Source organism: Micromonospora sp. URMC 105, from assembly GCF_051386295.1.
In the GTDB taxonomy this organism is placed as follows: Bacteria; Actinomycetota; Actinomycetes; order Mycobacteriales; family Micromonosporaceae; genus Micromonospora.
The window spans coordinates 24,683-36,425 of the sequence record NZ_JBPQTL010000059.1; the positions used below are offsets into that span (position 1 = coordinate 24,683).

Annotated in this window: 7 protein-coding genes; 6 read left to right on the forward strand and 1 reads right to left on the reverse strand. The window is 72.8% G+C overall.

Features of this window, described 5'->3' with window-relative positions; translation table 11 throughout:
* Positions 1 to 22 precede the first annotated feature (22 nt).
* Entirely contained in the window at positions 23 to 865 is an 843-nt protein-coding gene (locus ACSNN7_RS19110) for a carbohydrate ABC transporter permease (RefSeq protein WP_436682197.1), read from the forward strand.
* Positions 862 to 3,351 (forward strand): glycoside hydrolase family 2 protein, encoded by a 2,490-nt coding sequence (locus tag ACSNN7_RS19115; protein ID WP_436682190.1) that lies wholly within the window; start codon positions 862 to 864, stop codon positions 3,349 to 3,351. The genes ACSNN7_RS19110 and ACSNN7_RS19115 overlap by 4 nt, the downstream gene beginning before the upstream one ends.
* Positions 3,352 to 3,663: 312 nt before the next feature.
* On the opposite strand, the gene ilvD is transcribed toward ACSNN7_RS19115, so the two are convergent.
* Complete coding sequence (gene ilvD, locus ACSNN7_RS19120; protein ID WP_436682191.1) at positions 3,664 to 5,511, reverse strand: dihydroxy-acid dehydratase; 1,848 nt, start codon at positions 5,509 to 5,511, stop codon at positions 3,664 to 3,666.
* Positions 5,512 to 5,621: 110 nt separating this feature from the next.
* Here ilvD and ACSNN7_RS19125 point away from each other — a divergent pair, with 110 nt between their 5' ends.
* The 4 genes from ACSNN7_RS19125 (at position 5,622) to ilvC (ending at position 11,709) form a co-directional block, all read left to right on the forward strand.
* The gene (locus ACSNN7_RS19125; protein ID WP_436682192.1) at positions 5,622 to 7,973 is read left to right on the forward strand and encodes a putative bifunctional diguanylate cyclase/phosphodiesterase; all 2,352 of its coding nucleotides are present in this window, start codon (positions 5,622 to 5,624) and stop codon (positions 7,971 to 7,973) included.
* A 237-nt stretch (positions 7,974 to 8,210) separates the two neighbouring features.
* The gene (locus tag ACSNN7_RS19130; protein ID WP_436682194.1) at positions 8,211 to 10,094 is read left to right on the forward strand and encodes an acetolactate synthase large subunit; all 1,884 of its coding nucleotides are present in this window, start codon (positions 8,211 to 8,213) and stop codon (positions 10,092 to 10,094) included.
* Complete coding sequence (ilvN, locus tag ACSNN7_RS19135; RefSeq protein WP_436682196.1) at positions 10,094 to 10,609, forward strand: acetolactate synthase small subunit; 516 nt, start codon at positions 10,094 to 10,096, stop codon at positions 10,607 to 10,609. Before ACSNN7_RS19130 ends, ilvN begins: the two co-directional genes overlap by 1 nt.
* A gap of 86 nt (positions 10,610 to 10,695) precedes the next feature.
* Positions 10,696 to 11,709, forward strand: coding sequence for a ketol-acid reductoisomerase (ilvC, locus tag ACSNN7_RS19140; protein WP_210778156.1), 1,014 nt, complete (start codon positions 10,696 to 10,698; stop codon positions 11,707 to 11,709).
* Positions 11,710 to 11,743: the final 34 nt, after the last annotated feature.

Below are 11,743 nucleotides of genomic sequence, written 5' to 3' on the forward strand. Positions count from 1 at the left end.
ACGGCGGAACCGGCCCACCCTGATGGGCCGGGCGCCGCAGGACACCCCGGCCTCGGTCTGGACCTACCTGCTGCTGGCGGTGACGATCCTGTTCGCCGCGTTCCCGCTGTACTGGATGTTCGTCATCGCCACCAGCACCGACGAGGCGCTGGCGAAGATCCCACCGGCGGTCGTCCCCGGCGACCAGTTCATGGTCAACGTCCGGGAGGTCTTCTCACTCCAGGACGTCTACTTCGCCGCCTCGCTGGTCAACAGCGTCATCGTCTCGACGGTGGTGACCGCCTCGGTGCTGTTCTTCTGCTCGCTGGCCGGGTTCGCCTTCGCCAAGCTGCGCTTCAAGGGCAGCCGCGGGCTGATGCTCTTCGTGGTGCTCACCCTGACCGTGCCCAACCAGCTCGGCATCGTGGCGCTCTACATCGTGATGGGCAAGCTCGGCTGGAACGGCACCCTGCTGGCGGTCATCGCACCCGGCCTGGTCACCGCGTTCGGGGTCTTCTACATGCGGCAGTTCATCGTCAACACCGTGCCGGACGAGCTGGTCGAGTCCGCCCGGGTCGACGGCGCCACCACCATGCGGGTCTACTGGAACATCGTGCTGCCGGCGATCCGCCCGGCCCTGGCGGTGCTCGGCCTGCTCACCTTCGTCGCCACCTGGAACGACTTCCAGTGGCCGCTGATCACCCTCAGCGGCACCGACTACCCCACCTCGATGGTGGCCGTCTCCGACCTGGCCAGCGGCAACTACGTCATCTACCGTCGGGTGCTCGCCGGCGCGTTCATCGCCACCGTGCCGTTGCTGGTCATGCTGTTCATCGGCGGGCGTCAGATCGTCCGCGGGATCATGGAAGGCGCGGTGAAGTCGTGACCTGGCAGAGCTTGCACGAGGGCTGGACGCTGCGGGCCGTACCGGGGCCGCAGGTGCCGGACGGGGTCGCCGGCCGGGCGGTGCCGGCCACCGTGCCCGGCTGCGTGCACACCGACCTGCTGGCCGCGGGCCTGATCCCCGACCCGTTCGTCGACGACAACGAGACGGCGCTCGGCTGGATCGGGCGCACCGACTGGGTCTACGAGACCACCGTCGACCGGCAGCCGGGCGACGACGACCGGGTCGAGCTGGTCTGCGCCGGCCTCGACACGGTCGCCACGGTCACCGTCAACGGCGTCGAGGTCGGGCGTACCGAGAACATGCACCGCAGCCACCGGTTCGACGTCGGCGCGCTGCTGCGGCCGGGGCCGAACACGCTGACCGTCCGCTTCGACTCGGCGTACCGCTACGCCGAGGGGCACCGCGACGCCCTCGGCGACCGGCCGAACGCCTACCCGGAGCCGTTCCAGTTCATCCGCAAGATGGCTTGCAACTTCGGCTGGGACTGGGGGCCCACCCTGGTCACCGCCGGGATCTGGCAGGAGATCGGGCTGCACGCCTGGTCCACCGCCCGGCTCGCCACCGTCCGCCCGCTGGTCACCGTCGCCGACGGCGAGGGGCGGATCGAGCTGCACGTCGAGGTGGAGCGCGCCGGGGACACCCCGTTGAGCGTGCGAGCCACCGTCGCCGGCGCGGCCGTCGAGGTCCTGGTCCCGGCGGGGGAGCGCACGGCCGTGGTGACCCTCACCGTCCGCGATCCGGAGCTGTGGTGGCCCCGGGGGTACGGCGCGCAGGCGCTGCACCGGCTCGACGTCACGCTCTGCGCGCCGGACGGCCGGACGCTGGACAGCTGGTCCCGCCGGATCGGCTTCCGGTCGGTACGCCTCGACACCACCCCGGACGCGCACGGCACCCCCTTCGCCCTGCACGTCAACGACACCCCGGTCTTCGTCCGCGGGGTCAACTGGATCCCCGACGACCCGTTCCCCAGCCGGATCACCCGGGACCGGCTGGCGCACCGCTTCGGCCAGGCGGCCGGGGCCGGGGTGAACCTGCTCCGGGTCTGGGGCGGCGGCCGGTACGAGTCGGAGGACTTCTACGACCTCGCCGACGAGCTGGGGTTGCTGGTCCAGCAGGACTTCCTCTTCGCCTGCGCGGCGTACCCGGAGGAGGAGCCGTTCGCCACCGAGGTGGCCGCCGAGGCCACCGAGCAGGTGACCCGGCTGGCCGCGCACCCGTCGCTGGTGCTCTGGACGGGCAACAACGAGAACATCTGGGGCTGGCACGACTGGGACTGGCAGGAGCCGCTGGCCGGGCGCACCTGGGGTCGCGGCTACTACCTCGACCTGCTGCCCCGGATCGTCGGCGAGCTGGACCCGACCCGGCCGTACTGGCCGGGCAGCCCGTGGTCCGGCAGCGAGGAGATCCACCCCAACGACCCGGCGCACGGCACCACGCACATCTGGGACGTGTGGAACACCGACGACTACGTGAAGTACCGCGAGTACGTGCCGCGTTTCGTCGCGGAGTTCGGCTACCAGGCGCCCCCGGCGTACGCGACGCTGCGCCGGGCGCTGACCGACGAGCCCCTCGCGCCCGATTCGCCCGGCATGGCGCACCACCAGAAGGCCGCCGACGGCGACGCCAAGCTCCGGCGCGGGCTCGACGCCCACCTGCCCGAGCCGGCCGACTTCGACGACTGGCACTTCCTCACCCAGCTCAACCAGGCGCGGGCCATCCAGCTCGGGGTGGAGCACTTCCGTTCGCACCGGGAGGTCTGCGCGGGCACCATCGTCTGGCAGCTCAACGACTGCTGGCCGGTCACCTCCTGGTCGGCGGTCGACGGCGACGGCCGCCCCAAACCGCTCTGGTACGCGCTGCGCCGGGCGTACGCCGACCGGCTGCTCACCGTCCAGCCCCGCGACGGCGGGCTGGCCCTGGTGGCGGTCAACGAGACCGGCGAGCCGTGGCGGGCCCCGGCGACGGTGACCCGGCTGACCCTGGCCGGCGAGCCCAGGGCGAAGGCCGGTTACCCGCTGGACGTCCCGGCGTACTCGGCGGTGGTGCTGGCGCTGCCGACGGACGTGGCGGGGCCGGCGGAGGCCCGCCGGGAGCTGCTGGTCGCCGAGGCCGGCGACACGGCCGAGCGGGCGCTCTGGTTCTTCGCCGAGGACCGGGAGGTGGACTGGCCGGCGGCCCGCCTCGACGCGACGGTCGAGCCGGGTGACGGCGGCCTGCGGGTCCGGGTGACCGCCCGGACGGTGCTGCGCGACCTGACCCTCTTCCCGGACCGGCTGGACCCGTCCGCCGAGGTCGACCAGGCGCTGGTCACCCTCCTGCCGGGCGAGTCGACCACCTTCACCGTGCGGGCCGACGCGGCGCTGGACGCGGCGGCGCTGACCGCCCGGCCGGTGCTGCGCTGCGTCAACGACATCGTCGGCACGACCCGGCCGGTCCCCGCAGCCAGTGAGGGAGCGACGGCGTGAGGCGCGACGGACGGCGGCCGGCCGGTGTCCTGCGAGGCCCGGCCGGCAGGCCCGGCACGCACGACCTGGACGACCCGCGCGCCGAGTAGCGCCGCACCCGTGGCCAGCCGGCTCACGGCGGTCGATCACCCAGCGTGATCTGCGCGGACGCGGACCCACCCACGAGCGATATACCTGGGAGGCATATTCATGCCTCTCAGGTATATCGCTCATCAGGCACATGCCCGCCACGCCACGACACGCCGGCCGACGTTCACCCGATCGCGGGCATGGCGCGTCCCCGGTCACCCGACCGGGTGACCGCCGCACCGGCTACTCGGGCACCCGCCGGTACGCGCCGTCGCTGGCCGAGGTCGCCATCGAGGCGTACGCGCGCAGCGCCGCCGACACCGGGCGCTGGCGGTCGGTCGGGGTGTACGGCTTGTCCCGCTTCTCCTCGGCCACCCGGCGCGCCTGGAGCACGTCCTCGGGCACGTTCAGGGAGATCGACCGGCCCGGGATGTCGATGACGATCTCGTCGCCCTCCTGCACCAGGGCGATCAGGCCGCCCGAGGCCGCCTCGGGCGAGACGTGCCCGATGGAGAGCCCGGAGGTGCCGCCGGAGAAGCGGCCGTCGGTGAGCAGCGCGCAGGCCCGGCCCAGCCCCCGACCCTTCAGGAACGAGGTGGGGTAGAGCATCTCCTGCATGCCGGGGCCGCCCTTCGGGCCCTCGTAGCGGATCACCACCACGTCGCCGGCGACGACCTGCTTGGCCAGGATCGCCGACACCGCGTCGTCCTGCGACTCGTACACCTTCGCCGGGCCGCGGAAGGTGAGGCACTCCTCGGGCACCCCGGCGGTCTTCACCACGCAGCCGTCCGGGGCGAGGTTGCCGTGCAGGATGGCCAGCCCGCCGTCGGCGGAGTACGCGTGCTCGCGGTCCCGGATGCAGCCGTCGGCCGCGTCGGTGTCCAGCGACGACCAGCGGTTGCTGGTGGAGAACGGCTCGGTGGTGCGCACCCCGCCCGGGGCGGCGTGGAACAGCTCGACCGCCTCCGGCCTCGGCGAGCCGCCCCGGACGTCCCAGTCGGCCAGCCACTGCGTCAGCGTGGGGGAGTGCACGGCGTGCACGTCCCGGTTGAGCAGGCCGGCCCGGTCCAGCTCGCCGAGGATGGCGGGGATGCCGCCGGCCCGGTGCACGTCCTCCATGTGGTACTGCGGCGAGTTCGGGGCGACCTTGGCCAGGCAGGGCACCCGGCGGGAGATCTCGTCGATGTCCGCCACGTCGAAGTCCAGTTCGGCCTCGCGGGCGGCGGCGAGCAGATGCAGGATCGTGTTCGTCGACCCGCCCATGGCCACGTCCAGGGCGACGGCGTTCTCGAACGCGGCCCGGCCGGCGACGACGCGGGGCAGCACCGAGGCGTCGTCGTGGTCGTACCAGCGCTTGGCGATCTCCACGACGGTGCGGCCGGCCTCGACGAAGAGCGACCGGCGCGCGGCGTGGGTGGCCAGCGTCGAGCCGTTGCCCGGCAGCGCCAGGCCGATCGCCTCGGTCAGGCAGTTCATCGAGTTCGCGGTGAACATGCCCGAGCAGGAGCCGCAGGTCGGGCAGGCGGAACGCTCGATCTCGCCGAGCTGGTCGTCGGTGACCGCCTCGTTCGAGGAGGCGATCATCGCGTCGATCAGGTCGATCTTGGAGTGGACGATCCCCTCGATCGCCACCGTCTTGCCGGCCTCCATCGGTCCGCCGGAGACGAAGACGGTCGGGATGTTCAGCCGCAGGGCGGCCAGCAGCATCCCCGGGGTGATCTTGTCGCAGTTGGAGATGCAGACCAGGGCGTCCGCGCAGTGCGCGTTGACCATGTACTCCACCGCGTCGGCGATCAGCTCCCGGCTGGGCAGCGAGTAGAGCATGCCGCCGTGGCCCATGGCGATGCCGTCGTCGACGGCGATGGTGTTGAACTCGCGACCCACCCCGCCGGCCTCGGCCACCGCGTCGGCGACCAGGCCGCCGAGGTCCTTGAGATGTACGTGGCCGGGGACGAACTGGGTGAAGCTGTTGGCGATGGCGACGATCGGCTTGCCGAAGTCGTCGTCGGTCATCCCGGTGGCCCGCCACAGGGCCCGGGCGCCCGCCATCGTCCGACCGTGGGTGGAGGTCCTCGACCGCAGCTCAGGCATGGGTACCAGTGTGGCACCGTCCCGACGGCGGCCCCCGGCGGTCGGAGCGTGTCCCAACAGATGCACACCCGGTGCCCCGCTCGGCGCTCCGATCCGGCACAGTTGAGGACGTGCGTTTCCCCCCGGGCATGGTCGCCGTCGCGCTCCCCGGCGCCCTGGTCGCCCTGGTCGCCACCGTGCTGCTCGTCGGGTCGGCCCGGCGTCGCGGCGGCCCGGAGCGCCGGCCGTACGCGCTGCTGGCCGCCGCCGGCGGCTTCGCCCTGGTCGGCCTGCTGGTCGGGGTGGGCCTGGTGCTCGCCGACCCGCACCACCCGCCTCATCCGGCGCGCCTGAACGGCTGGCCCGTCCTGATCTCCGTCGCGGTGACGCTGAGCGGCCTGGCCGCCGCCGCCGGGCTGCTCCGCCTACCGGGGGCGGTGGTGTCCCGGCCGGCGACCGCCCGGCTGCTGCTGGACGCGCTGATCGTCGCGACCGCCCTGTGGTTCGTCGGCTGGGTGCTCTTCTCCGGGCCGACCCGGCTGCTCGGGTCGGCCACCCCGATCGCCTGCCCGGCGATCCTGCTGGCCACGGTCAACGCCGCGCTGACGGTCGGGGTCACCCTGATCGTGCTGCTGCGCGCCGACCCGCCCCGGGGCCGGTTCGGGCTGCTCGGCGCCGGCATCACCGCCAACGCCGTCGGCGGGCTCGGCGTGGCCGGCGGCGTCTGCCAGGGCGGCCCGGAGATGATCCTGGTCAGCGCCGCGCTGCTCGCCCTGGGCCTGCTGGCGGTCGCGCTCGCGGTGCACCGGGTCGAGGTGCCGGGGCAGGTCGACGTCGACCTGATCCGCCGCGACGGCGCGTACGCCTTCGTGCCGATGTTCGCGATGGCCGGCTCGGCGATGTACCACCTCGTGCAGGGGGGCCGCTTCGACGCGCTCGCCATCGTCGCCGGCAGCGTCGAGGGGTTCGCCCTGGTGGCCCGGCAGTACCTCACCCTCAACGACATGCGCGGGTACGCGGGCCGGCTGGCCGAGCGCGAGGCGCACTTCCGCGAGCTGGCCCACACCGACCCGTTGACCGGCCTGGCCAACCGGCGGGGCCTGCTGCGGGAGCTGCAACGCTGCGCCGACGAGGGCGTCGGCTGCGTGCTGCTCGGGCTGGACCTGGACGGCTTCAAGAACGTCAACGACATGCGCGGCCACGACGTGGGCGACATGGTCCTGGCGGAGGTGGGCCGGCGGCTGCGGGGCAACCTGCGCCCCGGTGACCTGGCCGCCCGGCTCGGCGGCGACGAGTTCGCCGTGCTGATGCGCGGCCGGCCGGCCGAGGCCGACCGGGTGGCCGAGCGGTTGCTCGGGGTGCTCGGCCGGGCGTACGAGCAGTCGGGCGGGCCGGTCTTCCTGTCGGTGAGCATCGGGGTGGCCGGCCAGTGCGGCGAGGCCGACTCGGTGGCGCTGCTGCGCCACGCCGACCTCGCCCTGCGGTACGCCAAGCAGCGCGGCAAGAACCGCATCGAGCGCTACGACGGCACGCACGACCAGCTGCTGCTGCGGCGTACCCGGCTGGAGCACGAGATGCGCGGCGCGATCGAGCGCGACGAGCTGCGGCTGGTCTTCCAGCCGGTCGCCTCGTTGCCGTCGGTCCGCCCGGTGGGCGCCGAGGCGCTGCTGCGCTGGCGCCACCCGGAGCTGGGCAACGTGCGCCCCGACGAGTTCATCCCGCTCGCCGAGGAGTGCGGGATGATCGCCAAGCTCGGCGCCTGGGTGCTGCACCAGGCCTGCTGGCAGCTCTCCCGCTGGCTGGCCGACGGCCACGACGTCTGGGTCTCGGTCAACGTCTCGCCCCGGGAGCTGCACGCGCCGGAGTACGTGGTGCAGGTGGCCGAGGCGCTGCGCGCCCACCACGTGCCGCCGCAGCGGCTGGTGCTGGAGGTCACCGAGCACGCGGTCGCCACCGACCTCGACGAGCTGATCCGGCGGCTGACCGCGCTGCGCCGTACCGGGGTGCGGATCGCGCTGGACGACTTCGGCGCCGGCTACTCGTCCCTGGGCCAGCTGCGCCGGCTGCCGATCGACATCCTGAAGATCGACCACAGCCTGGTCGCCGAGCACGAACCGGTGCGCCCGGTGGACACCGACGGGCCGGCCTTCGCCCCGATGGTGGACATCGTCATGCGCCTCGGGCACCAGCTCGGGCTGGAGGTGATCGCCGAGGGCGTCACCACGCCGACGGAGCTGGCCGCGGTGGTCGCCGCCGGCTGCCGCTTCGGCCAGGGCGCGCTCTTCGGCTGGGGCGTCCCGGCCGAGCACCTGGAGGCGATGCTGGACGCCGCGACGTCGCCGGGCGCCCGCCCCGCGCCGTTGCCGGCCACGCCGCTGCCCGGCCCGCGCGTGGTGCCGGCCCCGCGCGTTGGTGGGATGGGATCGGCCCAGGTGGGGCCGGTCGCCAAGCCCGCGACGGGAGACGGTGTCCCCCGTTCGTGAACCAAGATGTGGGATCAGTTGACTCATCGCGTGAGATGCGTCAGGCTGGTCCACATGTCGTCGATCCGGTCGCTGCGAGTACTTACCTGAGCGCACTCTCCTTCACCGAGAGTGCGCTGGCCCCGTGCATCTGCACGAGGGCCGTTTTTATTGCCGTCGGACTCCACCGGGGCGGGCGCCGCCCGCGTCGCACGTGTTGAAAGAGCCTCCACCCTCCAGCCGAAGGCCTGAACCGCCATGACGAGACCCACGCCAGAGACACTCGCCCACTCCGCCCGGCGGGCGCGCACGGCCACCGAGCCGGCCAGCGACGCCGACCACACCCCCGCGCCGCGCGGGGCCGCCGCGGCCACCCCGGCCGTACGGCAGCCCGCTCCGGCTGAGGTTTCCGGGGCCGGCTCCCTCGTGCGGTCCCTCGAGGCGCTCGGCGTCGACGTCGTCTTCGGCATTCCCGGCGGGGCGATCCTGCCCGCCTACGACCCGCTCTACGACTCGACCGTGCGGCACATCCTGGTCCGCCACGAGCAGGGTGCCGGACACGCCGCCACCGGGTACGCGCAGGCCACCGGCCGGGTCGGCGTCTGCATCGCCACCTCCGGCCCGGGCGCGACGAACCTGGTCACCCCGATCGCCGACGCGTACATGGACTCGGTGGCGATGGTGGCGATCACCGGCCAGGTCGCGCGACCCTCGATCGGCACGGACGCCTTCCAGGAGGCGGACATCCAGGGCATCACGCTGCCGATCACCAAGCACAACTTCCTGGTGCAGAGCCCGGAGGAGATCCCGCAGGTGCTGGCCGAGGCCTTCCACCTGGCCTCCACCGGGCGGCCCGGGCCGGTGCTGGTCGACATCCCCAAGGACGTCCTCCAGGCACCGACGACGTTCAGCTGGCCGCCCACCCTCGATCTGCCCGGCTACCGGCCGACCCTGCACCCGCACGGCAAGCAGATCCGCGAGGCGGCCCGGCTGATGTCCAGCGCCCGCCGCCCGGTGCTCTACGTCGGCGGCGGCGTGCTCAAGGCCGGCGCCACCGAGGGGCTGCGCAAGCTGGCCGAGCTGACCGGCATCCCGGTGGTCACCACGCTGATGGCGCTGGGGGCGTTCCCCGACTCGCATCGCCAGCACCTGGGCATGCCCGGCATGCACGGCACCGTCGCCGCGGTCTACGGCCTGCAGAAGGCCGACCTGATCGTGGCGCTCGGGGCGCGCTTCGACGACCGGGTCACCGGCAAGCTCGACTCGTTCGCCCCGGACGCCACCGTGGTGCACGCCGACATCGACCCGGCCGAGATCGGCAAGAACCGGCACGCCGACGTGCCGATCGTCGGCGACGCCAAGCACGTGATCGACGAGCTCATCGCCGCGGTCGCCACCGAACGCAACGCCGGCCGCCGGGCCGACCTCGGCGACTGGTGGACCCAGCTGGACGACCTGCGTGAGCGCTACCCGCTGGGGTACGAGGAGCCGTCCGACGGCACCCTCTCCCCGCAGTACGTGATCAAGCGGCTGGGCGAGATCGCCGGCCCGGACGCGGTCTACGTGGCCGGCGTGGGCCAGCACCAGATGTGGGCCAGCCAGTTCATCTCGTACGAGAAGCCGGGCACCTGGCTCAACTCCGGCGGCCTCGGCACCATGGGGTACGCCGTCCCGGCGGCGATGGGCGCCAAGGTCGGCCGCCCCGACACGGTGGTCTGGGCGGTGGACGGCGACGGCTGCTTCCAGATGACCAACCAGGAGCTGGCCACCTGCGCGCTGGAGGGCATCCCGGTCAAGGTCGCCGTGATCAACAACGGCAACCTCGGCATGGTCCGGCAGTGGCAGACCCTCTTCTACGGCGAGCGGTACTCCAACACCGAGCTGGGCACCCACAAGCACCGCATCCCGGACTTCGTCAAGCTCGCCGAGGCGCTCGGCTGTGTCGGCCTGCGCTGCGAGAACGCCGAGGACGTCGACAAGACGATCGAAGCGGCGATGGCGATCACCGACGCACCCGTCGTGATCGACTTCGTGGTCGGCAAGGACGCGATGGTCTGGCCGATGGTGGCCGCCGGCACCAGCAACGACGAGATCATGTTCGCCCGTGGCGTCCGCCCGGCCTTCGACGAGGATGAAATCTGATGACCCTGCACACCCTGTCCGTGCTGGTGGAGAACAAGCCGGGTGTCCTGGCCCGGGTCGCCGGCCTCTTCTCCCGGCGCGGGTTCAACATCGACAGCCTCGCCGTGGGTGAGACCGAGAACGCGGACGTCTCCCGGATCACCATCGTGGTCAACGCCGAGTCGTCCCCGCTGGAGCAGGTCACCAAGCAGCTCAACAAGCTGGTCAACGTACTCAAGATCGTGGAGCTGGACCCGCAGGTCTCGGTGGCCCGGGAGCTGCTGCTGGTCAAGGTCCGCGCGGACCGCAACGCCCGGGCGCAGGTGCTGGAGACGGTCAACCTGTTCCGGGCCCGGGTGGTCGACGTCGCGCCGGACACGCTGACCATCGAGGCCACCGGCACCCCCGACAAGCTGGACGCGCTGCTGCGCGACCTCGAACCGTTCGGCATCAAGGAGATGGTCCAGTCCGGCACGGTGGCGATCGGGCGCGGCTCGCGCTCCATCACCGCCGGGCCCGCGCTGCGCGCCGCCTGATCCGACCTCGCCGGCGCTCCGCGCCGCCCGAACCACCGCACAAGTCCACGACGGGCCGCTCGGACCGCCGTACGAAAGGGAAGTCAATGAGCGTTGAGGTGTACTACGACGACGACGCCGACCTGGGCCTGATCCAGGGCCGCAAGGTCGCGGTGATCGGGTACGGCAGCCAGGGCCACGCCCACGCGCTGTCGCTGCGCGACTCCGGCGTCGACGTGGTGATCGGTCTGCCGGCGGGCTCGAAGAGCCGGCCGAAGGCCGAGGAGCAGGGCCTGCGGGTGCTCACGCCGGCCGAGGCGGCCGCCGAGGCCGACGTCATCATGATCCTGGCGCCGGACACCGCGCAGCGCGGCCTCTACGCCGAGGCGATCGCCCCCAACCTCGCCCCCGGCAAGGCGCTCTTCTTCGGCCACGGCTTCAACATCCGGTACGACCTGATCAAGCCCCCGGCCGACGTGGACGTGGCGATGGTCGCCCCGAAGGGCCCGGGTCACCTGGTCCGCCGCCAGTACGTCGACGGCAAGGGCGTGCCCTGCCTGGTCGCCGTCGAGCAGGACGCCAGCGGCACCGCGTTCCAGCTGGCCCTGTCGTACGCCAAGGGCATCGGCGGCACCCGGGCCGGCGCGATCCGGACCACCTTCACCGAGGAGACCGAGACCGACCTCTTCGGCGAGCAGGCGGTGCTCTGCGGCGGCGCGGCGGCGCTGGTGCAGACCGGCTTCGAGGTGCTCACCGAGGCGGGCTACGCCCCCGAGGTGGCCTACTTCGAGTGCCTGCACGAGCTCAAGCTGATCGTCGACCTGATGTACGAGGGCGGCATCGCCCGGATGCGCTACAGCGTCTCCGACACCGCCGAGTACGGCGACCTCTCCCGTGGCCCGCGGGTCATCGACTCCCGGGTCAAGGAGGAGATGCGCAAGATCCTCGGTGAGATCCAGTCCGGCGAGTTCGCCCGCGAGTGGGTGGCCGAGGACGAGGCCGGCCGGCCGAACTTCGCCAAGTGGCGGGCCGAGGGTGCGGCGCACCCGATCGAGGAGACCGGCCAGAAGCTGCGCGCCATGATGAGCTGGGTCGACCGGCCCATCACCGAGACCGCCTGACGCGCGGCCCCGCCCCGGCGGGGCCGCCCCCGCG

What these genes read in the sequence shown, in the direction of transcription:
- ACSNN7_RS19130 (WP_436682194.1), top strand. Translation starts at nt 8,211, where the DNA reads ATGACGAGACCCACGCCAGAGACACTCGCCCACTCCGCCCGGCGGGCG.
- ACSNN7_RS19110 (WP_436682197.1), top strand. Translation starts at nt 23, where the DNA reads ATGGGCCGGGCGCCGCAGGACACCCCGGCCTCGGTCTGGACCTACCTG.
- ilvC (WP_210778156.1), top strand. Translation starts at nt 10,696, where the DNA reads ATGAGCGTTGAGGTGTACTACGACGACGACGCCGACCTGGGCCTGATC.
- ilvN (WP_436682196.1), top strand. Translation starts at nt 10,094, where the DNA reads ATGACCCTGCACACCCTGTCCGTGCTGGTGGAGAACAAGCCGGGTGTC.
- ilvD (WP_436682191.1), bottom strand. Translation starts at nt 5,511, where the DNA reads ATGCCTGAGCTGCGGTCGAGGACCTCCACCCACGGTCGGACGATGGCG.